Source organism: Promicromonospora xylanilytica, from assembly GCF_054782895.1.
This window is the reverse complement of the sequence record NZ_BAAGRP010000072.1, coordinates 71,824-93,819: the sequence shown is the minus strand read 5'-3', so window position 1 is coordinate 93,819 and position 21,996 is coordinate 71,824. Positions and strand designations below refer to the sequence as shown.

28 protein-coding genes are annotated in these 21,996 nt (G+C 72.3%); 16 read left to right on the top strand and 12 right to left on the bottom strand.

Translation table 11 applies throughout. The annotated features are described in order from the left end of the window. Positions 1-53: 53 nt before the first annotated feature. The 7 genes from ACYVK7_RS21875 to ACYVK7_RS21845 all read left to right on the top strand — a co-directional run bounded on the left by ACYVK7_RS21875 (position 54) and on the right by ACYVK7_RS21845 (position 4,673). Positions 54-848, top strand: a complete 795-nt coding sequence (locus tag ACYVK7_RS21875; RefSeq protein ID WP_460889834.1) for an ATP-binding cassette domain-containing protein — start codon at positions 54-56, stop codon at positions 846-848. Between the two features lie 57 nt (positions 849-905). Further along, entirely contained in the window at positions 906-1,301 is a 396-nt protein-coding gene (locus ACYVK7_RS21870; RefSeq protein WP_460889833.1) for a nitroreductase family deazaflavin-dependent oxidoreductase, read from the top strand. A 57-nt stretch (positions 1,302-1,358) separates the two neighbouring features. Beyond that, a complete protein-coding gene (locus tag ACYVK7_RS21865) occupies positions 1,359-1,841 on the top strand; it encodes a GNAT family N-acetyltransferase (RefSeq protein WP_460889832.1) in 483 nt (160 codons plus the stop codon). 19 nt (positions 1,842-1,860) lie between these two features. Beyond that, positions 1,861-2,349, top strand: a complete 489-nt coding sequence (locus ACYVK7_RS21860; RefSeq protein WP_460889831.1) for a GNAT family N-acetyltransferase — start codon at positions 1,861-1,863, stop codon at positions 2,347-2,349. A gap of 215 nt (positions 2,350-2,564) precedes the next feature. After that, on the top strand, positions 2,565-3,524 hold the full coding sequence (locus ACYVK7_RS21855; protein WP_460889830.1) for a GNAT family N-acetyltransferase: 960 nt from the start codon (positions 2,565-2,567) through the stop codon (positions 3,522-3,524). Further along, positions 3,524-4,045: an alpha/beta fold hydrolase gene (locus ACYVK7_RS21850; protein WP_460889829.1), complete on the top strand. Its 522-nt coding sequence runs from the start codon at positions 3,524-3,526 to the stop codon at positions 4,043-4,045. The genes ACYVK7_RS21855 and ACYVK7_RS21850 overlap by 1 nt, the downstream gene beginning before the upstream one ends. Before the next feature lie 34 nt (positions 4,046-4,079). Next, positions 4,080-4,673: an HhH-GPD-type base excision DNA repair protein gene (locus ACYVK7_RS21845; RefSeq protein WP_460889828.1), complete on the top strand. Its 594-nt coding sequence runs from the start codon at positions 4,080-4,082 to the stop codon at positions 4,671-4,673. Between the two features lie 80 nt (positions 4,674-4,753). Here ACYVK7_RS21845 and ACYVK7_RS21840 read toward each other — a convergent pair whose 3' ends face one another. After that, positions 4,754-5,224, bottom strand: coding sequence for a hypothetical protein (locus ACYVK7_RS21840; protein WP_460889827.1), 471 nt, complete (start codon positions 5,222-5,224; stop codon positions 4,754-4,756). Between the two features lie 236 nt (positions 5,225-5,460). Between ACYVK7_RS21840 and ACYVK7_RS21835 the strand changes: the two genes are divergently transcribed. Further along, the gene (locus tag ACYVK7_RS21835; protein WP_460889826.1) at positions 5,461-5,907 is read left to right on the top strand and encodes an RNA polymerase sigma factor; all 447 of its coding nucleotides are present in this window, start codon (positions 5,461-5,463) and stop codon (positions 5,905-5,907) included. A gap of 1 nt (position 5,908) precedes the next feature. Further along, positions 5,909-6,451: a hypothetical protein gene (locus ACYVK7_RS21830; protein ID WP_460889825.1), complete on the top strand. Its 543-nt coding sequence runs from the start codon at positions 5,909-5,911 to the stop codon at positions 6,449-6,451. 57 nt (positions 6,452-6,508) lie between these two features. Here ACYVK7_RS21830 and ACYVK7_RS21825 read toward each other — a convergent pair whose 3' ends face one another. From ACYVK7_RS21825 to ACYVK7_RS21810, 4 genes are all read right to left on the bottom strand, one after another. Then, positions 6,509-7,363, bottom strand: a complete 855-nt coding sequence (locus ACYVK7_RS21825; RefSeq protein WP_460889824.1) for a methyltransferase domain-containing protein — start codon at positions 7,361-7,363, stop codon at positions 6,509-6,511. Between the two features lie 35 nt (positions 7,364-7,398). Beyond that, on the bottom strand, positions 7,399-8,454 hold the full coding sequence (locus ACYVK7_RS21820) for a diaminopropionate ammonia-lyase (RefSeq protein WP_460889823.1): 1,056 nt from the start codon (positions 8,452-8,454) through the stop codon (positions 7,399-7,401). Between the two features lie 93 nt (positions 8,455-8,547). Further along, positions 8,548-9,780, bottom strand: coding sequence for an FAD-dependent monooxygenase (locus ACYVK7_RS21815; protein WP_460889822.1), 1,233 nt, complete (start codon positions 9,778-9,780; stop codon positions 8,548-8,550). Beyond that, entirely contained in the window at positions 9,777-11,171 is a 1,395-nt protein-coding gene (locus tag ACYVK7_RS21810) for an MFS transporter (RefSeq protein ID WP_460889821.1), read from the bottom strand. The genes ACYVK7_RS21815 and ACYVK7_RS21810 overlap by 4 nt, the downstream gene beginning before the upstream one ends. A 126-nt stretch (positions 11,172-11,297) precedes the next feature. Here ACYVK7_RS21810 and ACYVK7_RS21805 point away from each other — a divergent pair, with 126 nt between their 5' ends. Continuing rightward, the gene (locus ACYVK7_RS21805; protein WP_460889820.1) at positions 11,298-11,930 is read left to right on the top strand and encodes a TetR/AcrR family transcriptional regulator; all 633 of its coding nucleotides are present in this window, start codon (positions 11,298-11,300) and stop codon (positions 11,928-11,930) included. Positions 11,931-11,997: 67 nt separating this feature from the next. Here ACYVK7_RS21805 and ACYVK7_RS21800 read toward each other — a convergent pair whose 3' ends face one another. Continuing rightward, positions 11,998-12,513 (bottom strand): anthrone oxygenase family protein, encoded by a 516-nt coding sequence (locus tag ACYVK7_RS21800; RefSeq protein ID WP_460889819.1) that lies wholly within the window; start codon positions 12,511-12,513, stop codon positions 11,998-12,000. Positions 12,514-13,032: 519 nt separating this feature from the next. On the opposite strand from ACYVK7_RS21800, the gene ACYVK7_RS21795 reads away from it, so the two are divergent. From ACYVK7_RS21795 to ACYVK7_RS21785, 3 genes are read left to right on the top strand one after another with little or no spacing between them, the layout of a single operon-like run. Further along, entirely contained in the window at positions 13,033-13,659 is a 627-nt protein-coding gene (locus ACYVK7_RS21795) for a DUF4126 domain-containing protein (protein WP_460889818.1), read from the top strand. Then, the gene (locus ACYVK7_RS21790; protein WP_460889817.1) at positions 13,643-14,734 is read left to right on the top strand and encodes a winged helix DNA-binding domain-containing protein; all 1,092 of its coding nucleotides are present in this window, start codon (positions 13,643-13,645) and stop codon (positions 14,732-14,734) included. Before ACYVK7_RS21795 ends, ACYVK7_RS21790 begins: the two co-directional genes overlap by 17 nt. A gap of 60 nt (positions 14,735-14,794) precedes the next feature. Beyond that, positions 14,795-15,481 carry an SIMPL domain-containing protein gene (locus tag ACYVK7_RS21785; RefSeq protein WP_460889816.1) on the top strand — a complete coding sequence of 229 codons (687 nt, stop codon included), beginning with the start codon at positions 14,795-14,797 and terminating at the stop codon, positions 15,479-15,481. Here ACYVK7_RS21785 and ACYVK7_RS21780 read toward each other — a convergent pair. From ACYVK7_RS21780 to ACYVK7_RS21770, 3 genes are read right to left on the bottom strand one after another with little or no spacing between them, the layout of a single operon-like run. Beyond that, entirely contained in the window at positions 15,451-16,587 is a 1,137-nt protein-coding gene (locus tag ACYVK7_RS21780) for a P1 family peptidase (RefSeq protein WP_460889815.1), read from the bottom strand. The two genes, ACYVK7_RS21785 and ACYVK7_RS21780, sit on opposite strands and share 31 nt — an antisense overlap. A 34-nt stretch (positions 16,588-16,621) precedes the next feature. Then, positions 16,622-16,942: a helix-turn-helix domain-containing protein gene (locus ACYVK7_RS21775; protein WP_460889814.1), complete on the bottom strand. Its 321-nt coding sequence runs from the start codon at positions 16,940-16,942 to the stop codon at positions 16,622-16,624. Continuing rightward, positions 16,929-17,369, bottom strand: a complete 441-nt coding sequence (locus ACYVK7_RS21770; RefSeq protein ID WP_460889813.1) for a type II toxin-antitoxin system RelE/ParE family toxin — start codon at positions 17,367-17,369, stop codon at positions 16,929-16,931. Before ACYVK7_RS21770 ends, ACYVK7_RS21775 begins: the two co-directional genes overlap by 14 nt. A 101-nt stretch (positions 17,370-17,470) precedes the next feature. Here ACYVK7_RS21770 and ACYVK7_RS21765 point away from each other — a divergent pair, with 101 nt between their 5' ends. After that, entirely contained in the window at positions 17,471-17,959 is a 489-nt protein-coding gene (locus ACYVK7_RS21765) for a TIGR03668 family PPOX class F420-dependent oxidoreductase (protein ID WP_460889812.1), read from the top strand. A gap of 110 nt (positions 17,960-18,069) precedes the next feature. Here ACYVK7_RS21765 and ACYVK7_RS21760 read toward each other — a convergent pair whose 3' ends face one another. After that, positions 18,070-18,447, bottom strand: a complete 378-nt coding sequence (locus ACYVK7_RS21760) for a VOC family protein (protein ID WP_460889811.1) — start codon at positions 18,445-18,447, stop codon at positions 18,070-18,072. A gap of 109 nt (positions 18,448-18,556) precedes the next feature. On the opposite strand from ACYVK7_RS21760, the gene ACYVK7_RS21755 reads away from it, so the two are divergent. Both ACYVK7_RS21755 and ACYVK7_RS21750 read left to right on the top strand, forming a co-directional pair. Then, positions 18,557-19,288: a TetR/AcrR family transcriptional regulator gene (locus ACYVK7_RS21755; protein ID WP_460889810.1), complete on the top strand. Its 732-nt coding sequence runs from the start codon at positions 18,557-18,559 to the stop codon at positions 19,286-19,288. A gap of 59 nt (positions 19,289-19,347) precedes the next feature. Further along, positions 19,348-19,872 (top strand): redoxin domain-containing protein, encoded by a 525-nt coding sequence (locus ACYVK7_RS21750; RefSeq protein ID WP_460889809.1) that lies wholly within the window; start codon positions 19,348-19,350, stop codon positions 19,870-19,872. Between the two features lie 74 nt (positions 19,873-19,946). Here the strand turns inward: ACYVK7_RS21750 and ACYVK7_RS21745 are convergent, their stop codons facing one another. Continuing rightward, positions 19,947-20,546, bottom strand: coding sequence for a 1-acyl-sn-glycerol-3-phosphate acyltransferase (locus tag ACYVK7_RS21745; RefSeq protein ID WP_460889808.1), 600 nt, complete (start codon positions 20,544-20,546; stop codon positions 19,947-19,949). Between the two features lie 94 nt (positions 20,547-20,640). Beyond that, positions 20,641-21,954 carry an FAD-dependent monooxygenase gene (locus ACYVK7_RS21740; protein WP_460889807.1) on the bottom strand — a complete coding sequence of 438 codons (1,314 nt, stop codon included), beginning with the start codon at positions 21,952-21,954 and terminating at the stop codon, positions 20,641-20,643. Positions 21,955-21,996 lie beyond the last annotated feature (42 nt).

Sequence of the window (21,996 nt, the reverse complement as noted above, 5' to 3'; positions counted from 1 at the left end):
GATTTTCGCCCACTCGGACGCCCTCGACCGGGCGAACATCCAGCACTCAACGAGTGGGGCTGGCGGGCGAGCGGGTTTCCTGGGAGATCAGCGGGCGGCTGATACTCGACGACGTCGGGGTGCTTGCCCCGGCCGGCGCCGTCACCGGGCTGCTCGGCCCGAACGGATCGGGCAAGTCCACGCTGCTGCGGGTTCTGGCAGGGGTACAGCAGGCAGGGCGCGCCGCGTCGTCGGCCCCGGACCCGGCGACGACGTTCGACGGCGCCGACCTGGGTGCGCTGCCCCGGCGTGAGCGCGCCCGGACACTTGCCCTGGTGGAGCAGGACGCCGGCACCGACCTGCCGCTTTCGGTCCTTGACGCCGTGCTGCTGGGCCGCATACCCCACCGGTCCCTGCTGGCGGGCGACTCCGACGCCGACCGGACCGCCGCGCACGCCGCCCTCGACGCGGCCGGCGCCACCGACCTGGCGGACCGTGAGGTCGGTACCCTCTCGGGCGGTGAGCGCCAGCGCGTGCACATGGCGCGTGCGCTGGCGCAGCAGCCCCGCCTGATCCTGCTCGACGAGCCGACCAACCACCTGGACGTCGCGGCGCAGCTCCATGCCATGCGGGTGCTGCGCGACCTCGCCGCGGACGGCGTGACCGTCGTCGCCGCCCTCCACGACCTGAATCTCGCGGCCTCGACCTGTGACCACCTGGTGCTGCTGGACGGGGGGCGCGTGGTCGCGGCCGGCCCTGTCGACGAGGTGCTCGTCCCGGCGGTCCTGGAGCCGGTCTACGGCGTGCGGGTCGACGTGCTGACGCATCCCCGCACGGGGCGCCCGGTGCTCGCCTTCGAGCGCGGCTGAGGTCCCGGGGCGTCTCCCGGGCTGACGGATCCACGGACCTGAACCATGATGGGATCCATGGCCGCTCCAGATCTCGTCGTCAAAGCAGGCAAGGTTCTCAACCCGTGGGTGCTCCGCGTCGCGGGGCGCGTGCCGCCGTGGGTGGTGCTGCACCACGTGGGACGCAGGTCCGGCAAGCCCTACACCACCCCCCTGGTCGCGTTCGCGGCCCGGCCCGAGCAGGAGGTCCTTGCCGTGCTGCCGCTGCCGTGGGGCTCGGGTACCGACTGGGCCCGCAACACGATGAGCTCCGGCACGGCACGGCTGACGCGGGCGGGTACCGAGTTCGTGGTGAAGGACGTGCGGCTCGTCCCTGCCTACGAGGCGACCGGCTGGCTCGCCTCCGTGCCGTCGAAGCTCCTGTCCGCCGCCGGTGTCGAGGAGTGCCTGGTCGGGACGCTGCACCCGGCCTGACGCCGCCGGTCGGCAGAGTGTCATCGAGGGGTCCGGCGCGGGAGTATGTTTCGCGTCGTGAACCTGCGCACAGCCACACTGTCTGATGCCGCCGCGGTCGCCCGGGTGCACCACACGACCTGGGTGACGACCTACGGAAAGATCCTCCCGCCCGAGTTCTGGGCCACGGCCACGCTCGAACGCCGCACGTCGACCTGGGAACGGTGGCTGGCGAACGGCGCGGCGCCCCTCGTCGCGGAGGTCGCCGACGAAGTGGTCGGCATCGCGATGTCCGGCGACGCCGTGGAACAGGACGACGTGGTGCCGATCCGCGGGCGCCAGCTGTACCTCCTGTACGTCCTGGCGGCGCACCACGGGACCGGCGTCGGCCAGGCGCTGCTGGACGCCGTGGTGCCGCCGGGAACCGGCGCGCAGCTGTGGGTCGCCGAGGACAACCCGCGTGCCCGCCGGTTCTACGAGCGCAACGGGTTCGTCACGGAGGGCACCCGGATCGTGGACGCGAGCACGGCGGACCTCGCCGAGGTACGGATGGTCAGATAGTCGGGTTACGGTTCCACTCATGTCTGACTTCCACATCCGCGCCTCGACACCGGACGACGCCGTGGGCGTCGCGGCGGTGCACTGGACCACCCGGCGTGCGGTCTTCGGCGAGCTGCTGCCGCCCGAGCACTGGGAAACCGAGACGCTCGGCACCCGCACGGAGGGCTGGATGCGCATCCTGGCCGCCGGCAACAAGGCCCTGGTCGCCGAGGTGGGCGACAAGATCGTGGGCTTCGCGATGAAGAACCCGTCAGGACCGCACCTGGGCCATCCGCCGGTCCGGGCCGTGGAGCTGCACGAGCTGTACGTGGACCCGAACTTCCACGGCACCAACGTGGGCCACGCCCTGCTGGAGAACGCCCTGCCGCCCGGCACCGCCGCCCAGATCTGGACGCCCGCGTCCAACCCCCGCGCGCGCAAGTTCTTCCAGCGTGCGGGCTTTCTGCCCGACGGCGTGACGGCGACCGACCCGGACACGAACGTGCTCGAGGTCCGGCTGGTGCGCTGACCGGCCCCGGGCCGGACGCGGGCCGGGGGCCGGGCGCGGGCGTGGGGCCGGGCGCGGGCGTGGGGCCGGGCCCGGCTCCGCGTGGTCGGTAGTACGTCAGGTGATCGGCTGCTCAAGGAGCCGATCACCTGACGTTCTGCCGACCATTCGACCGCCCGGGACCGGCCCGGCGGAATCCGCTCGATCATGCGGGCCCCGCGTGCCAGGATCTGCGCATGACCACCGCACACAGCGTCGAGCTCGTCGACGATCCTGCGGCCGTGCTCGAGGTGGCCGGCGACCTGCTGGCCGCCGACCCGGTCGCCTGGAGCGTCGTCGCGTCGGTGACGCACCACGCGGCGCGGTCGTTCGCCCCCGGCGGGCCGCGTCCGGAGCACCCGATGTGGTGGGCGGTGGTGCGCGACCCGGCCGGAACCGTCGTCGGGGTGTCGATGCGCACGATGCCGCACCCTCCGCACACCGTCTGGGTACCCGCCCTGCCCGACGACGCCGCTCGGCTGCTGGCCCGGGCGGCCCTCGACCGCACCGCGCGTGCCGGCGACGCGCCGCTGAGCGCCGGCAACGGCCCGGTCCCCGCCGTCCACGCGTTCATGGACGAGGTGCTGCGGAGCACCGGCGGGACCGTCCGTGAGGGTGTCCCCGACCGGCTGTGGGAGGCACGCGGCATCACGCGGCCGGACCCCGCGCCGCCGGGCCGCGCCCGACGCGCCACGCTCGACGACCTGGATCTGGTCACCGCGTGGTTCGGCGTGTTCCACACGGAGGCCGACGCCCAGGCGGGGCGGACGCCGGACGCCGAGCCGCTGCGCATCGAGGGCGCGCCCCGCTGGATCGGCGAGGGCGGCGTCTGGCTGTGGGACGTCGACGGCGAGGTGGTGCACCTGACCGGCGCACGGCCGCCGTCGTTCGGGGTGGTCCGGATCGGCCCCGTCTACACGCCCGCCGAACACCGCGGGCGCGGGTACGCCCGCGCCCTCGTCGCCGAGGTGGCGCAGCAGGTGCTCGACGCCGGCCACCGGGTCTGCCTGTACACCGACCGGAACAACCCGGTCTCGAACCGGGTGTACGCGTCGATCGGGTTCGAGCCGGTGCTCGACCAGGTCAACCTGGTCGTGGAGCCCGCGGTGGCAGCGGCACCGAGCTCCGCGGCGGAGCCCGCGGGAGACCGCGGCTGATGGCCCGCAACGCGATCGTCTTCCACGGCACCGGCGCCGAACCTGGCTGGATCTGGTACCCCTGGCTCGCGGAACGGCTGCGCGAGCGCGGGTACGACGTCGAGACGCCGCACCACCCCGGGACCAACACCGAGCCGGTCGCGACGTTTCTGCCGAAGGTGCTCGCCGCGCACTCCTTCGACGCGGACACCGTGCTGGTGGGGCACTCGGGCGGGGCCGCCCTGCTGCTGGCGCTGCTGGAGCACCTCGACGTCACCGTGGCGCAGGCGGTGCTCGTCGCCGGCTACGCGACGCCGCCGAACGACGACCCCGAACCGGTGCTGCAGGACGCCTACGACTGGGACGCCATCCGTTCCCACGCCCGCGAGCTGGTGTTCGTCAACTCGGTGACCGATGAGTTCGGCTGCGACGCGGAACAGGGCCGTGCGATGTTCGACCGCCTGGGCGGGACGCTGGTGGTGCGGGACGACGGGCACTTCGTCTCGGACACGCTGGAGCTGGTGGACCGGCTGATCCCCTGAGTGCGCTCCGGGGTGGGTGGGTCACAATGGGCTCATGGCTACCGAGCTCTGGATCACCGGCGACCCCGACACGGACAAGCTGCTGAGCGACGACCCGTTCGCGCTCCTCGTCGGCATGCTGCTGGACCAGCAGTACCCGATGGAACATGCCTTCGCGGGCCCGCGAAAGATCCGCGACCGCATGGGCTCGTTCGACGTGCACGCCATCGCGGACGCCGATCCGGACGAGTTCGTCACCATGGCGACCACTCCCCCGGCGATCCACCGCTACGGGCGGTCCATGGCCGGCCGCGTGCAGGACCTGGCCCGGACGGTCGTCGACGAGTACGACGGTGACGCCGCCAAGGTCTGGACCGCACCGGGTTCCGACGGCGGCGCCCCGACCGGCCGGGAGGTGCTGAAGCGGCTCAACGCCCTGCCCGGTTACGGGGAGCGCAAGGCCAAGATCTTTCTCGCCCTGCTCGGCAAGCAGCGCGACGTCCGGCCGGAGGGTTGGCGCGAGACCGCCGGCGAGTTCGGCGAGGAGGGCTCCCACCGGTCGATCGCCGACGTCACGAGCGCTGAGGCGCTGCTGGAGGTCCGCGCGTTCAAGAAGGCGCAGAAGGCAGCCGCCAAGAACGCCGGCTGACCTCCCGGTCGGCCCGGTCGGCCCGGACAGTCCTGCTGCCCCGCCGGCGTGCACCGGCGGGACAGCGGGACGGCCGCTGCTCAGCCGGTGGTGTACAGGCCCTCCGAGGGGGCGGCGGACGGGGCCGGCGACTGCTCACGGGGCGCGGCAGGCTCCGGCGTCGGCTCACCGGCACGCTCCTGCGCCGGCTCGGCGGCAGCGCTGGGCTCCGGCCTCCGCTCCTCAGCAGGAGCGCTGGGCACCGGCCGCGCTTCGGCGCGAGCGTCCGAGGGCTTGTCCGACCTGGACGACTCGGCGGGGGCGGCCGACGGCTCACCGGCGTCGGGTGCCGGGGACTGCTCGGCTGAGTCGCCGGACACCGTCGTCGCGTCGGAGACTGCCGACGGTGCGACGGCCGGCTCGGCGGCGCTGGCCGTCGTGCAGGCGGTGGCCAGCAGCGCGACGGCGAGGGCGCCGCCCGCTGCCGCGGCACCGCGAGCGGTGGCACCCCACGTGATCCGACGGCGAACCGGGTTGCTGGACAGGAGAGAATTCGATCGGTTGATAGTCACATGCTGGTCAGTGTGCGACGGGACGCCTCCCATGACAGTTCCGAGATGTGACGAGGCCGACGCGCACGAGGTGTCATGCGCGGTGCGGTGCCGGACACAGAACCTTTCAGCAGGCCCACGCCCATCCCCGTTCCCTGGAGACCGCCCTGTCCGCCCACACCGAGTCACGCGACCTCGAGGCTGGCACGCTCACACCGGCGCAGACCGAGTCGCTGTTCACCGATCACGCGCATGCGGTGCACCGGTACGCGCGCACCCGGCTCACGGCCGCCGAGGCCGAGGACGTCGTGGCGGAGGTGTTCGCGATCGCCTGGCGCAAGGGCGAGGTGCCCGACGAGCCGCGGGCCTGGCTGTTCGCCATCGCCCGCCGGGTGCTGGCCAACCAGGTCCGGGCGGAGCGGCGGCGCACCGCCCTGGCGGAGCGGACGCTGCGCCACCCGACGGCGCCGGGTCCGGACGACGCCCGTCTGGTGGACGAGCTCGACGTGCTGCACCGGGCGCTGGCGCTGCTGCGGCCCGCTGACCGCGAGGTGGTCGAGCTGCTGGCGGCGGCCGAGCTCAGCACAGCGGAGGTGGCCGGCGTGCTCGGCTGCACCACGGCGTCGGCGGCCACGCGCGTCTACCGCGCGCGACGTCGGCTGCGTGCCGCCTACCGCACCGTGACCGAAGGTCAGGAGACCTGACATGAGAAGGAACAACGATGCCCTGGCCCGCGCGAGGCAGGCCCTGAGCCAGGTCGACGCCGAGCTGGACCTCGGTCAGGCCCGCTCGGTCGCGCTCACGCGCGCCGACACCGCTCCGGAGGCCCGGCCGGACGCGGACGACGCGACAGGTTCCGGCGTGGAGATCGTCCCGTACGGACAGCTGCCGTCGCTCCCCCGCCGCCGCACCGCGGTGTGGGCGCTGGTCGCTACCGTGGCGCTGCTCGGCGGGGCCGGGCTGGGGACAGCCGTGCTGTGGCCGGAGCCGAGCGAGACGGTCCCTGGCGCACCGTCCCCCGCGTCGCCGTCCCCCACACCCGGTCTGCCGTCCAGCGCCCCCAGCGACTCGCCGTCCGACGACCCGCAGGAGTGCGCGTCGATGCCACCGCGGCAGGCCTCCCTGCCGACCCCGCGGCCTGGCGAGCGGCCGGTCGACGTGCCGCTGTCGGAGCGGGCGTGCGAGACCGAACCGTCGCCCTCACCATCGAGAGGGCCGGCCGCGAGCACGGCCGACGTGACCCCGTGAGCCATGGACGGTCGCTCCGGTGATCCGAAAGAGGAATACAGCGCCACGAGCGAGCGGTCACCGCCTCCCGTAGGCCGTCACCAGCACCGACACCGTCACCTCTGCGGGTAGCTCGCCGTCGTCGGACAGCTCCACCTCGGTGACGTGGCGCGCGCTGGGCGTCATCAGCACCAGGTCGACGGCCTCCTGCCGGGTCAGCGGCGTCGTGTACTCGACCCGCTCCGTGCGCACGCTCTCGAAGTACGGGTCGAGGGCCTGGTGCAGGCGCCGCTCCTTGTCCGGGTCGACGGCCACCATCTGCGTGACCTGGCGGCGCAGCTCGGCCAGGTGCCCGCCGAACGGCCGCACCACCACGAGGGTCCCGCCCGGCCGGAGCACCCGGTGGAACTCGGCCGGGTTGCGCGGGGCGAACACGTCCAGCACCACGTCCACCTGCTCGGACCGGAGGGGGAACGGCCGGAACACGTCCCAGGTCGCGGCGGCAGCCCGCTCGTGCGCCTTGGCCGCCACGCGCAGCGCGTGCGCCGAGGTGTCCAGGCCCAGGCCGACGGCGCCGGGCAGCGCGTCGAGCACTCCTGCGAGGTAGTACCCGGTGCCGCAGCCGACGTCGACCACGGTGGCCGGGCCGGTCGCCCGGGGCGGCCGACCGGCGAGTTCCGCGACCGCCGCACGGACGGGCGCGTACCTGCCGGCCGCCAGGAAGTCGCGCCGGGCGCGGGCCATCGGCCCGTCGTCGCCGCTGGTCGCCCGGGCCCCGGTCAGCAGACTGACGTACCCGTGGCGGGCGACGTCGAAGCTGTGGCGGCGCGGGCAGCGCAGCGCACCGTCACCGGGCGAGAGCTCCTCGCCGCACGACGGACAGCGCAGCAACGGCAGGATCGGGTCGAGGGCGGTGGGCAGGGAAACGGGCACGAGCACACTCCTGGCAGCGGTGGTTGAGCGGAACCTCAGACCCGGTCCTCCGGGACCGGGTTGGCCGCCCGGCCCTCGGTCGACAGGAGCAGGACGACGGCGTCGGGCCGCAGGCCGATCGCCTCCCGCCAGCCGGACTGCCCCAGCACCAGACGCGCCGCCGCGAGGGTCGCCGCACCGCACGGCCCCGAGTCGACGCCGAGCCGCGCCAGGTCCTCGACCGCGGTGGCCGCCTGGTCGTCGGAGACGGTGACGGCGCCGTCCAGCCCGTCCCGCAACACCGGCCATGCGAGGGGCGAGACGGTGCCGCAGCTGAGCCCCGTCATGATCGTCTCGCCGGTCGGGACCGTGACCGGCTTGCCCGCGCGCAGCGACGCGACCAGGCCGGCGGCGCGGTCGGGCTCGACGGCGAGCAGGGTCCCGCCGTCGGACCCCGTGCCGCGGTAGTGGCTCACCACGGCCTGCGCCAGCGAGCCGACCCCGACCGGCACCACCACGAGGTCCGGAGCACGAAGGCCCAGGGCAGAGAGCTGTTCGTCGGTCTCGAGGCACAGCGTGGCGTAGCCGTCGACGATCCACTGCGGTACGTCGGTGTACCCGGCCCAGGACGTGTCCTGCACCAGGACGGACGACGGGTCGGCGGCCGCCTCGGACGCCGCGCGGGCCACGGCGTCGTCGTAGGTGCCGTCGACCTCCACCGCGCGCGCTCCCTCGGTGGCTATCGCCTTCTTCGCGGCCTCCGTGACGTCCTGGGGGTAGTAGATCGTCGCGGTGGCACCGATGAGGCCGGCCATGTGCGCGACGGCGCGGCCGTGGTTCCCGTCCGTGGCCGCGTACAGGCGGACGTCGTGGCCCCGGACCGCGTCCCGGAGGGCGCCGAGCGTCAGCCCGGGGAGCCCGAACCGCTCCTCGAGCGCCCGCGCCGTCGCGTAGGACGCGCCGAGCACCTTGAAGGCGGGCAGCCCGAGCCGGCTCGACTCCTCCTTGACCAGCACCCGTCCGACCCCGAGCTCCGTGGCGAGCCCTGGCAGGTCGCGCAACGGCGTCCGCTCGTATCCGGGCAGGGTGCGGTGAAAGTCGATGGCGGGCATGTGGTCGATTGTCCCTGACCGGCACGACCCCGTGCACCGGGCGGACCGCCCGGCACACGGGGACTGGCGCAAAGGGCCGCCCGGCGCCGAACCCTAGGCGGCCGGGACCGTCGGGACGGGATCGGGCAGCGTCAGGGCGGAGTGGGCCGGCCGCGGGGTCGGCTCCGGCAGGGCCACGAGGTCACGCAGCATGGTGTTGCGCTGCTCCAGCGCCTCGGGGGTCCGGGGGAAGAGCGTGGCCCCGCCCTCGTCCACCAGCGACTGGTTCATGGTGACGAACTCCCGCGTGCCGCGCTCGTACGCGGCGAACGCCTCGGCGTGGTCCTCGTGCCTGGCCAGCGCGTCGGCCAGCATGTACGAGCCGACCAGAGCGAGGCTGGAGCCCTGTCCGGTCAGGAACGACGGCGCGTACGCAGCGTCGCCCGCGAGCGCCACCCGGCCGTTCGACCAGCGGGGCATGCGGATCTGGCTGACGAGGTCGAAGAACAGGTCGTCGGCGTCCCGCAGCGCGGTGACAAGGTGCGGGACCTGCCAGCCCGCACCGGCGAACGTCCTGGTGACCAGGTCCCACCGCGCTGCGGGGTCCCGCAGCGCGACGAGCGGCCGTCCGGGCTCGTGGAAGGTCAGGAAGGCGTACAGCTCACGGCCGTCGCCGGCGGCGTAGAGCGCCGCGGCGCTGCCCGGGGTGTTCCAGAGCTGGAGCTCGCGGGCGAGCCCGGCCGTGTTGGGCACGGTGAACACCGCGACGCAGTAGCCGAGGTAGCGCTCGAACTGCTCCTCGGGGCCGAACGCAAGTGCCCGGGTACGGGAGTGGATCCCATCGGCTCCGAGCACGAGGTCGAACGTGCGCCGAGCGCCCCTGCGGAAGGTGACATCCACCCCGTCTGCGGTCTGGTCGAGCGCGCTGACGGAGTCGTCGAACAGGAACTCGACGTCGTCCCGGACGGCGGCGTAGAGGATCCCGGTCAGGTCCCCGCGCCGCACCTCGAGGTCGTGCCCCTCGACGCTCCCGGCGACGGTGGTCGCGTCGAGCGAGGCGATCTCGCCGCCGTCGGCGCCGAGGAAGGTGATGCGGGGGGAGGCAAGATCGGCTTCCTGCAGCTGGGGCAGGACGCCCATTCGTCGGACCACCTCGATCGCGGTGCCGCGGAGGTCGATCGGGTATCCGCCGCCCCGCGGGCTGCTCGCCTTCTCCACCACGGTGACCGCGAAGCCGTAGCGGTGCAGCCAGTACGCCAGCGTGGTCCCGGCGATGCTGGCTCCGGAGATCAATACGGTGCGCTGCGGCCGGTGGCTCGAACCTGTCGGACGAACTGTGGGTGTCATGCCCGGATTCCCTTCTTCATGAACTGCACGACGAGGAGTGACAGCGCCGCAAGGAGACCCGCGACGACAAAGCCTGTGACGAAGGCCGATTCGGCCGGCTGGCCGGATGCCGGGGTGACCCCGGCGGCGAGGATCGAGCCGGCGACCTGTGCACCAAGGGCGGTCCCGATCACACGAGTCACCACGAGCAGGCTGGTGGCGATACCGGTGTCCTTGGCGTCGACGGCGGTCGCGGTGCTCGCGAGCAGGGCCGTGGTGGCCAGGCCCGCGGCAACCGCGACCAGCACCTTCGCGAGGGCGACCTGCCAGGCTTCCGCGTGCATGATCGCCAGGGCGGTCGACGTGACCGCGGTGACGACGGCGCCCGCGACGACCAGCCGCCGTACGCCGTAGCGCCGCACGGCGAACCCGCCGATCGCGCCGGCCATCACTCCGGCGATGGTCCCGGGCAGCATGAGCAGCCCGATGTCGGTGGTGCCGGCCCCGAAGCCGTAGCCGTCGCCGGAGACGTCGAACAGCTTGGGGATGAGCACGAGCAGCATCCCGCCGACGGCGGCGAACACCATGGTGAGCACGCTCGCGCTCCACATGACGGGGGCGGCCAGCATGCGCAGGTCGACCATCGGTGAGACGGCCCGGCGTTCGACGGCTACCCAGGCCGCGGCAAGGCCCGCCACGACCACGACGGCGCCGACGACCGCGACCGGCGGCATGCTCCCACCGGTCACCAGCACCAGCCCGAGCATGAGCGCGAGCAGGGTGACGCTCAGCAGCGCCACCCCCGGCCAGTCGATGGTGGTGTCCGACCGTTCCGGCGAATCGACCGGCATGAGCTGGTACACGATCAGCGTCGCCGCGATGATCACGATCGTCGGCACCGCGAAGATCCAGTGCCAGGACAATCCTTCCGCCAGTGGGCCGGCGACGAGCGTCCCGACGATGCCGCCGGCGGTGAACAGCGCGCTGACGACTCCGATCGCGACCTGGGTCCGTCCAGGCGGGAGGTGCTTGCGGACAAGGATGAACGACAGGGGCAGTGCCCCGACCATCGCGCCCTGCAGCACCTGGCCGACCAGCAGCACGGGTAGGACCGGCGCCAGACTGGACAGCAATCCACCGGCCGAGACCAGTGCCATCAGCAGCATCAGGACTCGTTTTCCGCCGTACCGGTCGCCGAGCTTGCCGGCAACAGGCGCGACGACCGCTCCGGTGATGAAAACCGTGTTGGTGATCAGCGCCCCTTCGGCCGGGCCGATGCCCAGCTCGCGTTCCAGCAGGGGCCGCGCGGGATCCACCACTGACTGGAGAGTGCCGAGGGCGAGCGCCAGGGTGCCGAGCGCTCCGATCGCCGGCCGCCCGAGGCGTGCCACAGGAACCAAGACTTCGGACATAGATGCCTCTCTCACGAGGGGTTCTGAGCTTGGACGCGCACCGGGCCGAGGCGCGCTCTGTCTGCATCGCGCGATCTTCCAGAAACTACACTACACCGTGCAGTGTAGTTCGACTACGATCAAGTCATGCCGACCAAGAAGACGCTGCGCGCAGGGTCCGCAGAGAAGCGGACCGCCATCCTGTCGGCGGCTCGCGAGCTGTTCCTCACCGATGGGTTCGACCGGTCGAGCGTCGACGCGGTCGCTGCCCGCGCGGGCGTGTCCAAACGGACGGTCTACGACTACTTCGGCGACAAGCAGGCCCTCTTTCAAGCCACCTTCGACGCGGTGGGCCAAACGTTGCTCGCCACGATCCGGCGAACGATCGACGACACACTGCGCGACCTGACCGATGCGGCCGAGCTGGAGCCGGCCCTCGTGACGTTCTCGACGCAGATCGCAACCGGGATGCTCGACTCGGCGGAGTACGCCGCGCTGCGACGCCTGGGCCGGACCGGGTTCGAGCACCTGCCGCTGCCGGACGACCGCGCCCTGACCGACGCACCCGAAGAAGCCATCGGTGAGCGGTTCGCGACGCTGGCCAAGGCCGGGCTGCTCGACGTCCCCGACCCCAGGATCGCGGCCGAGCACTTCATCGCACTGACCTTCGGGGTGGCGCTCAGCAGATTCGGCTCGGCGAACGCGGCGGAGGATCCCCGGGTCGGGCCGATCATCGTCGAAGGTGTGCGCGCGTTCTTGCGGGCCTACCAGGCGCGATAACGCCTGCGCCTAGCTGACGTGGGCTTGCCTGACCGTCCGGGGACGCTGCAGCGACGCCTCGTCCGGGTCAGAGCAGGCCGACCGCCGCGAGCGCCGTCGCCACGACCCCTGCGACCGTGCGCACGTGGTTCCACGCGGTCCAGGGGCGCCGGTAGGCGCGCCATCCGGCGGCCTTGTCGTGGGCGGCGAGAAGCCGGTTGTTGAGCGGCACGTTGAGGGCGGCGGTCACGCCGAAGGTCCCGATCAGGTAGACCGCCGCGGCGGACAGGACCCACGCGCCGCCGGCGTGCCCCTCGACGAGGCCCCAGATGCCGGTACCCGCCGGGACGAGGAGCGCGCCGAAGAAGACCGACATGAACGGGGGCAGCGGTGCGGTCTCGTTGATGCCGCTCATCGCGGCGCCCGCCGATTCGTCGGAGGCGCGTGCGAGGCCGCTCATCACGAACGACGAGAACCCGTAGAAGACCCCGGCCGACAGCCCCAGCAGCACGACGGATGCCACGGCGAAGATCGTCCAGACCATCGGAGCCTCCCGGTCGGCGCAGCGGCGCAGCAGTGTGATGAACGGCAGCAACTCTTGCACGTGCGACGCGTCGGTTCCAGGTGTCACGGGCAGCGTTACAGGGCTGTGTCATTGACAGCGTTTCGGGGAGCGTTTCGCCGGGCAGCCCGGGGAGTCCCCTGCCTGTGGGTTCGCTCGCTCGCGCCGCTCCGATGTGACGACGCGGGACGGGGCCCGGGTCGGCCTCGAACCGCAAGTTGCGGTCCGGGTCCTGCGCGAACCGCAGGTCACGCGTCGATCCGGGCGCTGAGCGACGTGCTTCTTTCGGCTCGGCATGCGGGACCACGATCATCGTGCGGTTCGGCACTGGCCACGTCATCCGATCGACCCACAACCTGCGGCTCGACGCCAGACCTCGACGCCAGACCTCGCCGCCCGGCCGCGCCGCCGCTCACCTCGAACCACCGATCCGAACGGCGTCCCGACTCGTCCATCAACGATGTCGTGTACCAGCACACTCGCGCCGCTCTGATAACAGATCGGGCACACCGGACAGTTTCGCCACCCGGAGTGTCGGTGTGCCGTGGAACACTTCGAGTCATGCTCGAACTTGCCACCGGAACCGGACTCGCCCTGTCGGCGGGCCTCAACGCCTGGATCCCGCTCATCTTTCTCGGCGTGCTCTCGCGCTTCACGGACCTCGTGGAGCTGCCGGGCACCTGGGCATGGCTGGAGAACGGCTGGGTCCTCGCCATCCTGACCGTGCTCCTCGTGCTGGAGTTCGCCGCGGACAAGATCCCGGTGCTGGACTCCGTGAACGACGTGGTGCAGACCGTCGTCCGGCCCACCGCGGGCGGCATCGCGTTCGGTGCCGGGTCCATGTCGGAGACCACGACGGTCACCGACCCGAGCACGTTCGTGCAGTCCGGGCAGTGGATCCCGATCGTCGCGGGCATCGTCCTCGCACTCGGCACGCATGCCGCGAAGGCGGGTGGACGTGTCGTCGCCAACACCGTCTCCGGCGGCACCGCCGCCCCTGTGGTGAGTGCGGCGGAGGACGTGACGAGCGTCGGGCTCGGGTTCCTGTCGGTCCTCGCACCGCTCGCGATCATCCCGGTGATGATCCTGTTCGTGATCGGTGTGATCCTGCTGATCCGGAGCTTGCTGAAGCATCGTCGTGCCCGGGCGGCGGGTACCGCCGGCGAAGGGGATGCGTACTACGTCTGACGTGCGCGCGGTCCAGCGCGCCCGGCTCGCCTCGGTGGGCCTGGGCGATCTCCGGGCGGCCGACGGCGGCGGTGTGGCCGGCGTCGTCGCCCGGCTGGGGGCAGTCCAGTCGCAGGAGCTGCACTCGTCTGCCTGGAGCGTGGCGCAGCGCCTGCCGCGACCCGCCACCCTCGCCGAGGTGCAGGCCGCGCTGGCCGAGGGCACGATTCTCCGCACGCACGTCCTGCGCCCCACCTGGCACTACGTGGTGCCAGGTGACCTGGCGCCGCTCATGACCGCCACCGCGCCGCGGGTGCGCCGGGCGATGCTCTCGGCGGAGAAGCCGCGCGGCTTCGACCATGCGCTGCTGCCCCGGCGGCACGCTGTGCTCGCCGAGGCGCTGGCGCAGGGGCCGCTAACCCGCAAGGAGATCGGTGCCGTGCTCGCCGAGTCCGAGGGCGCGCCCCTGGACACGTGGCACCTGGGCCAGGTCATGATGCATGCCGAGCTCGACCTGCTCGTGGCGAGCGGACCGATGCGGGGCAAGCAGGCGACGTACCGCCTGCTCCCCGAGCAGCGGACCTGGGGCGAGCACGAGGCCGTGGTCCATCTGGCCCGCGCGTACGTGCGCGGGCACGGCCCGTGCCGCGCGGAGGACGTCGCGTGGTGGGGCGCCCTCACCAGGACGGCGGCCCGCGCCGCGGTGGCCGACGCCGGGCTCACCCGCCACGAGCTGGCCGGCATGACACTGTGGGCCGACGGAGACCTGCCCGAGCCGGCTCCCCGGGGCACGGTGCGGCTGCTGTCGGTGTTCGACGAGTTCTTCTGTCATGACCTGAAGGGGTGGCCGGTACCCGCCGGCGGCGCTCCGGACCGGTGGTCCTTCGCGGGCAGCGTGACGGTGGACGGGTTGATCGCGGGCGGCTGGTCCCGGACCCTGAAGGCGCGGACCGTTCAGTTCATGGTCGAGCTGACCGAGGAGCCGAGCCGCGCGGTGTGGGCGGCGATCGAGGCGGAGGTCGCGCGGTACGGGCAGTTCTGCGGGCTCGACCCGGTCCTGACGCGCGGCCCCGTGGGCAGGGGCACGATCGGCTGACGGCGGGACGTAGCAGCCGTGGGGTGGCGCAGGCCCCGGCACAGTCGGCAGACTCCGCCCATGACTCGTATCGCCGTCGAAGGCCAGGCCAAGCGCACGCACGCCGCGGAACGCGGCACCGTGAATCTGCACGTCGCATTCTCGGGCACGCTCCGGACCGACGTCGTGGAGCAGGTGGCAGCGACCCACACGGTCCTGGTGGAGCAGGTCAGAGCGCACGTCGCGGCCGGCGCCGCGGAGAAGTGGGACGCGGAGTCGGTGCACTCGTACGTCTACGACGACCGGGTCAAGAGCTCGCAGGCGGGCGGCAAGCAGCGCGTCCGGCGGTTCCGCGCGTCGGCCCGCCTCTCGGTCACGTTCAGCGACTTCGAGGCGCTGTCCACATGGCTCGCGGACATCATGGACGTCGACGGCGTCGAGGTCGACCGGATCTCCTGGACCCTGACCGACGAGACGCGCAAGGCGCTCCTCGCCGAGGCCCGGATCGAGGCGGCGGAGGAGACGGCGGTACGCGCGCAGTCGTACGCCGATGCCCTGGGCCTCGGTCCGGTGGCCCCCGTCGCCGTCTACGAGGCAGGTCTGCGCGGTGGCGGCAACGGCGGCGGGAACGCCCCGATGTACGCCATGCGAGCCGGCGCCATGGCCGAGCCCGGCGGCGGCGCGCACGTCGAGCTCCAGCCGCGGGACATCGACGTCGAGATCACGCTGTCCGCCGACTACGAGGCGGGCGCACCCGTCGAGGGCTGAGGCAGCAGGCCGGCGGCACGCAGCCGCCCGAGCACCAGGTCGTGGGGTACCGCCGTCGCCGTGCCGCGGTGCCCCACCGTCGTGGTCGCCATGAGCACCGAGTTCAGCAGCGCCTCCTCCACGGCGTCCATGGTCGCCGTGAAGACCGGGTCCAGGTCGCCGTCGTCCACCCGGTCCCTGGCCGTGGCCTGCGCACCGTCGGACGGTGCGGCGCCCGACGACGGCGCGCCCTGCGTACTGAACGCCAGGGCGTAGTCGCCGCTGCCGCCGGCGAAGTCCGACCCCACCCGCCCCATCGCGAACACGGCGCGCCGCGCGACGCGGCCCAGCTGTCGCGCGTCCAGCGGCGCGTCGGTGGCGACCACGATCATGCAGGAGTTGCCGTCGGGCTGCGTCCAGTCGGTCGGCTGATCGGCAGGCCCGTCGGCAAGCTGGCCGGTCCCAGGCTCCGCGGCACCGACCGGGATCGGTACGCCACGGACGGTCAGCGTGCCGGAGAAGTTGGACTGGACCAGCGCCCCCACCGTCCAGCCCTCGACGAGGCGTGACGACGTGCCGATGCCACCCTTGAACCCCAGGGCCATGGTCCCGGTCCCCGCACCGACGCAGCCCTCGTCAGGAAGCCCCGCCGTCGCGCCGTCGAGCGCGGCGAGCACGTGCGACTCCGCGACGGGCCGGGCCCGGATGTCGCTCAGGCGACCGTCGTTGGTCTCCCCCACCACCGGGTTGAGCGTGCGCGTCTCCTCGTGCCCAGGGCTCGCGAGCACGTGCGTGACCAGGGCGTCCGCCGCGCGGAACGCGCTGAGGGTCGCGGTCAGGACGATCGGTGTCTCGATCGCCCCGAGCTCGGCGACCTGCGTCGCGCCGACCAGCTTGCCGAATCCGTTGCCGACAAAGAGCCCGCACGGCAGGCTGCGCCGCTCGGGGCTGAGCGCGTCGGGGACGATCGCCGTGACTCCGGTGTGGAGCCGCGGCGGGTCAACGATCGTGGTGTGCCCCACCCGCACGCCGGGCACGTCGGTGAGGGCGTTGAGCCGGCCGGTGGGCAGCGCGCCCACGACGATGCCGAGGTCGCGCGCCCTGCGGCGGCGTTCGTTGTCTGCCATGCCTCCAGCATCGGTGATGGGACAGGCTCCCGCCTCAACCCACCTTCAGCTGTTCGTCACCGAAGTCAGCGACGAGGTGCAGCGTCCCGCCGAGCGCTGCGATGTAGCGTCGCAACACATCCTGCGTCGACACGTCGCCGGCCTCAATCTGAGACACACGTGCGACCGAGATGCCCATCTGCGATGCGACTTCGGCCTGCGTCATGGCTCGCTTGAGACGCATCTCGGCGAGCCGCCATCCACGCGACTCGTCGAGGAGCCTGCGCACACCCTCGCTGAATGCCGGTTCGCCCCCGGCGGTCTCGACCGCCATATCGCGGTGCCGGGTGTCCCGCCAGCGCTTAACGCCGTCCATGTGCAGCCTCCTCTTCACGTTCACTCAGGTATACGGCATAGAACTGCTCGGCCGTCGGAATCGCATCTTGGTACCACCGGTTCCACCGCCCCGCCTTGTCGCCCGCGACGAGCAGGATCGCCGACCGCCACGGATCGAAACAGAACAACATCCGGATCTCGGTGCGTCCCGCGGACGGCGGCCGTAGCTCTTTCAGGTTGGAGATCTTCGATCCGGCAATGCTGTCTACGAGCGGGCGCCCCTCCATCGGTCCGTTGTCTTCAAGCACTTGGATCGCACTGTTCACCAATCGATGCGTCTCGCGATCGGATTCTCGCAACTGGTCAAGAAACACCTCGACGGCATCCGTGATCAGAATTTCCCATGCCAAGGCAGCTCCCCCCTTAAGAATATCCTTGATTAGTTCTGGAGCAAGCGTCTCAGACACCCCCCGGCTTCGCACCACTTGCACGCAGTTGTTGCGTATACGCAACGGCTTGGACGCATGCCGTGCCGGCGGTGCGGCGTGACCGCTCGCACAATGAAGGGGTGCGACTCGACGACGACACCTGCCGCTCCCGCTTCGCCGCGGCGCGGCACGCCTACCTCGCCACCGTCGACGCCGACGGGGTGCCACACCTCGTTCCGGTGACGTTCGCGCTGGTCACGACCGCGAGCGGCAGCGCGAGCGGCGCGGCCGACGACGAGGTGGTGGTCGCCGTCGACCACAAGCCCAAGACCACACGCGACCTGAAGCGCCTGCGCAATCTCGCGGACAACCCGCGGGTCGCGCTCCTCGTGGACCGGTACGACGACGCCTGGGCTCACCTCTGGTGGGTCCGCGCCGACGGCGTCGCGACCGTCGAGCACGACACGGCCGACGTGGGCGACTCAGCAGGCGTGGGCGACACGGCCAACCCCCGCGCGGCGGCGCTGGACGCGCTCGCCGCGCGGTACCCGCAGTACCGCGAGCGCCGGCCGGACGGCCCGCTGATCAGGGTGCGGGTCGCCCGGTGGTCCGGCTGGGCGCACGGTTAGCCGGTCGCGCGACCGTCCGGGGCTCTGCCGCTTCCCTTCGAGGCCGAAGTTGCTTCGCTTTGAGCGGTCTCAAAGCGGAGCAACTTTGACCTCGAAGGAGATCGGGCTGGTCAGACCCACTGGACGAGCTGCCAGACGATCCCGTTGGGGTCGGCGAACTGGCAGTAGCGCTCGCCCCACGGCTCGGTCTCTGGCGGCGTGACGACCTCCGCGCCGGCGGCGGAGATGCGGGCGAACTCGGTGTCGAGGTCGTCCACGACGAACGCGATCAGCAGCCCCTGGCCTGCCGGTCCGGCGATGCGCTCGGGCTTGAAGGTGCCGAGGCCTACGCGGAGGAACACGATGTTGACGCCGGCCGTGGGGTGGTTGAGCGACACGAAGCCGTCGTCGGACATCGCCTCGGTGAACCCGAGGTGCTGCTGGGCGAACTCGGCGGACGCGGTGACGTCGGGCACGTTGAGGGACAGGGCGGTACCGGTGATGTTCAAGCGGGCTCCTCGCGTCGGGATCATAACCTTGTACGGCGTACAACGTAAGATGGTTGCAGAATGTTCCCCGCGTGTCACCCCGATTCCGGAAGACCGAACCTGGAGAGCCATGCCCCGTGAGCTGATCGACCTGCTCTGGCGCGACCACCCGGCCGCACCGCGGGGCGGAACGCGTGGCCCGCGGACACGGGTCACGACGGGCGCCGTGGTCGAGGCCGCAGGCACGCTCGCCGACGCCGAGGGCCTCGCCGCCGTCACGGTCCGGCGCCTCGGCAGTGCCCTCGGCATCTCCACCATGTCCGTGTACACGCACGTGAACGGCCGCGACGACCTGCTCGTGCTCATGGCTGACGCCGCCCACGCGAGCCTGCCGCTGCCCGCCTACGGCGACGCGGACTGGCGCACCCGCGTGCGGCACGTCGCCGAAGCGAACCTCGCCCTGCTGCTGGAGCACCCCTGGCTGCTGGAGGTCGACGACGAGCGCACGGCGTTCGGCCCCGGCACCATCGCCAAGTACGACCATGAGCTGCACGCGCTGGACCCGCTGCCCCTGGACGACGTCGCCCGGGACGCCGCCCTCACCTTCGTGCTCGACTTCGTGCGCGCTGCCGCCCGTGCGCGGCGCCGCGACCCGCGTGCGGACGAGATGCCGCAGACCTGGGCCCGGTGGGCCGGGCGGCTCGCGGAGTACCTCGGCGACGGCTACCCGCTCGCCCAGCGGGTGGGCAGCGCCGCCGGCCAGGAGATGAACGCTGCGTCGAGCCCGGTCCACGCCTGGGAGTTCGGCCTCGCGCGCGTGCTCGACTCGCTGGCCGTGGCGGCCGGCAGACCAGGCGCGTAAGGAGCCGGTAAGCAGGCCGTAAGGGTTGTTCGCCACGACACGGACCTAGCGTCGACCGCATGAGAACACTGCGCCGCGGCGCTACCGCCGCGATAGTTCTGACCTGCGCCTTCGCCCTTGCAGCGTGCGGTTCGGCCGACGAGCCGGGCGCCGGTGAGATGACCGAGGACACGATGTCCGAGAGCCCGATGGGCGACGAGATGATGGCCGACGCGCTCGACTTCACGGCCACCACGGCCGGCGGCGGCACCTTCGAGGGTGCGGAGCTCGCCGGCAGCCCCGCCGTCGTCCTCTTCTGGTCCGAGTCGTGCGACATGTGCGCCGAGACGGCCGCTGCCCTGGGCGACGCCGAGGGCGTCCAGCTGCTCTCGGTCGCCGGCGGGGAGAGCGACCCCATGGACGACCCGCTGGCCGACGCCGACGGCGTCATCCAGCTCGAGGACGGCATGGGCGACCTCGCCTCGCACTTCGGCGTGATCGCCGACGGCGACGTCGTGCTGATCGACGACCAGGGCGAGGTCACCCATCATGGCCCGCTGGACCCGATGGAGCTCCCCGACGAGGTGGCGTCCCTGACCATGTGATCCGCTGCTGGGTGCCGGCTCTCCGCGGGTCCCGAGCTCAGATCCCGAGCTCAGATCCCGCGGACAGCCGGCACTCAGCGGTCCTGGTCCTGGTCCTGGTCCTCGGAGCGGAGCCGCGGCTCCACCCGGTTGGCCGGGTTGACCCCGGACTTGTCCGCGTAGAAGGCGCGGATCACGTCCATGTCCGCCCCGACGTCCCCGGTGAGCTGGATGCTGGGCCCGAGCCCCGCGACCTTGGCCACGCCGTCGACGTAACCGAGCGTCACCGGAAAACCTGTCGTGAGCGCGATGCGGTAGAAGCCCGACTTCCAGTAGCCGGAGCCGGCGCCCCGGGTGCCCTCCGGCGTCACGACGAGGTGGAACTCCTCGCCCCGCTCGACGGCCCCGAGCACCTCGTCGACGATGCTGGCCGGGTCCTTCCGGTCCACGGGAATACCGCCCAGGGCGCGCATGACTCCGGCCATGGGGCCCTTGAACCAGGAGTCCTTGATGAGGAACCGGATCTTGAGGTCCAGGTCGAACGCGATCGCCAGCATCAGGAAGAAGTCCGTGTTGGACGTGTGCGGTGCGCCGATGAAGACCGTCGGCCTGGTCGGCGCGGACCCCGAGCCCATCCGGTAGCCGGTACCGGCCCAGATCAGTCGTGCGACGGCCCGGCGGATGGTGCGTGACATCGTGGTCCTCGAGTCAGGGCGGAAAGGGTGAACCACGGGCGGTGAACCACGGGCGCACAGCGGAAGCGTCATTCTGACAGATCACGCCGAGGGGTCACCGCCGTGTCCGGGCGGCCCACGGCGGGCGCAGGAGCGGACGCACGCTGCTCCTCACAAGGCGCAGCAGCCCGCGCGACCCGGCGGACTGCTCGTCGAAGAGCATGAGCGCCACGTGCGCCATCGCGGTGTCGGAGGCGGCGACGGCGCGCGTGGCGACACCCGCCCAGAGCCGGGAGCGCATGAGCTGTTGCGCCAGGTAGCACTCCCGGTAGTGCCGCCCGAACCGGCGCCGGTGCGCACCCTCGAACCCGGTCAGCGCCGCGGCGAGATCCGCCCCTCGCCAGGACCTGCCCGACCGGTCCAGCGCCCCGAGATGCTCGGCGAGCTGTACGCCGCCGGCCATCCCGTAGAAGATGCCCTCGCCGCTGAGCGGGTTGATCATGGCGGCCGCGTCACCCAGCAGCACGGCGGAACGGCCGGGTGCCGTCATCGGGGTCCGGGCCGCGGCGTGCGGGAGCTGGTGCGTAGCGACCCGCTCGAGCCCGGAGACGCTGAACCCACGCCGTTCCAGGTCCTCGACGTACCGGTCGAAGAGGTCGCGCAGCGTGCGGCCGTACCGCGCGGTCTGCCTCTTGAGGTGGTCCACCGGGATGCCGACACCGATGTTCGCACCGTCGTCCGCCAGCGGGAAGACCCAGCCGTAGACCGGCAGGAGCGTCTCCAGGAAGTCGAACCGGAGCGTGTCGCTCACGGGCTTGTCCGGGTGCGTCACCGTCCCGTACGCGCGCATCGCGATGTGCGTGTGCCCCATCGAGGGACGTGCGACGCCCATCGCCCGCCGGACCGACGAGTACGCGCCGTCCGCACCGATCACGAGGTCGAACGTGTCCTCACCGGTGGACAGCCGGACCTGCTCACCGGCGCTCGGCGGCCCGTCCCGGACGGCGGGCGCAAGGCCTGCCGGCGCCATCCCGTCGAACGAGACGCCCTCGCGGACCTCCACGCCCGACTCCCGCGCGGCGTCGAGCAGCAGCGCGTCCAGGGCGAGCCGCGGCGCGACGTAGCCGGCCAGGTCGCGACCCTGCATGATCGGGCCGCGCGCGACCGCCTCGACCCCGCCCGGGCCGCTGATCGCCACCGACATCGGCATGTGGAACCGCTCGAGCCGCTCCGCCAGGCCCAGCCCGTCGAGCACCCTGCGGGCACCCGGGCCGAGGCCGTCGCCGCAGGTCTTGTCCCGCGGGAACGTCGCCTTGTCGACCAGCGTCACGCGGGCATCCTGCATCTCGCGCCGCAGGGCGATCGCCGTCGTGGCACCGGTGGGACCACCGCCGACGACGAGGATCCGAGGTGCGTTGTGACCGGCCACGCCGTCGACCCTAGACCGGCTCCGACGAGCGGGCCACGGGGG

What these genes read in the sequence shown, in the direction of transcription:
- ACYVK7_RS21870 (WP_460889833.1), top strand. Translation starts at nt 906, where the DNA reads ATGGCCGCTCCAGATCTCGTCGTCAAAGCAGGCAAGGTTCTCAACCCG.
- ACYVK7_RS21860 (WP_460889831.1), top strand. Translation starts at nt 1,861, where the DNA reads ATGTCTGACTTCCACATCCGCGCCTCGACACCGGACGACGCCGTGGGC.
- ACYVK7_RS21855 (WP_460889830.1), top strand. Translation starts at nt 2,565, where the DNA reads ATGACCACCGCACACAGCGTCGAGCTCGTCGACGATCCTGCGGCCGTG.
- ACYVK7_RS21850 (WP_460889829.1), top strand. Translation starts at nt 3,524, where the DNA reads ATGGCCCGCAACGCGATCGTCTTCCACGGCACCGGCGCCGAACCTGGC.
- ACYVK7_RS21845 (WP_460889828.1), top strand. Translation starts at nt 4,080, where the DNA reads ATGGCTACCGAGCTCTGGATCACCGGCGACCCCGACACGGACAAGCTG.
- ACYVK7_RS21830 (WP_460889825.1), top strand. Translation starts at nt 5,909, where the DNA reads ATGAGAAGGAACAACGATGCCCTGGCCCGCGCGAGGCAGGCCCTGAGC.
- ACYVK7_RS21820 (WP_460889823.1), bottom strand. Translation starts at nt 8,454, where the DNA reads ATGCCCGCCATCGACTTTCACCGCACCCTGCCCGGATACGAGCGGACG.
- ACYVK7_RS21815 (WP_460889822.1), bottom strand. Translation starts at nt 9,780, where the DNA reads ATGACACCCACAGTTCGTCCGACAGGTTCGAGCCACCGGCCGCAGCGC.
- ACYVK7_RS21810 (WP_460889821.1), bottom strand. Translation starts at nt 11,171, where the DNA reads ATGTCCGAAGTCTTGGTTCCTGTGGCACGCCTCGGGCGGCCGGCGATC.
- ACYVK7_RS21805 (WP_460889820.1), top strand. Translation starts at nt 11,298, where the DNA reads ATGCCGACCAAGAAGACGCTGCGCGCAGGGTCCGCAGAGAAGCGGACC.
- ACYVK7_RS21795 (WP_460889818.1), top strand. Translation starts at nt 13,033, where the DNA reads ATGCTCGAACTTGCCACCGGAACCGGACTCGCCCTGTCGGCGGGCCTC.
- ACYVK7_RS21790 (WP_460889817.1), top strand. Translation starts at nt 13,643, where the DNA reads ATGCGTACTACGTCTGACGTGCGCGCGGTCCAGCGCGCCCGGCTCGCC.
- ACYVK7_RS21785 (WP_460889816.1), top strand. Translation starts at nt 14,795, where the DNA reads ATGACTCGTATCGCCGTCGAAGGCCAGGCCAAGCGCACGCACGCCGCG.
- ACYVK7_RS21780 (WP_460889815.1), bottom strand. Translation starts at nt 16,587, where the DNA reads ATGGCAGACAACGAACGCCGCCGCAGGGCGCGCGACCTCGGCATCGTC.
- ACYVK7_RS21775 (WP_460889814.1), bottom strand. Translation starts at nt 16,942, where the DNA reads ATGGACGGCGTTAAGCGCTGGCGGGACACCCGGCACCGCGATATGGCG.
- ACYVK7_RS21755 (WP_460889810.1), top strand. Translation starts at nt 18,557, where the DNA reads ATGCCCCGTGAGCTGATCGACCTGCTCTGGCGCGACCACCCGGCCGCA.
- ACYVK7_RS21750 (WP_460889809.1), top strand. Translation starts at nt 19,348, where the DNA reads ATGAGAACACTGCGCCGCGGCGCTACCGCCGCGATAGTTCTGACCTGC.
- ACYVK7_RS21745 (WP_460889808.1), bottom strand. Translation starts at nt 20,546, where the DNA reads ATGTCACGCACCATCCGCCGGGCCGTCGCACGACTGATCTGGGCCGGT.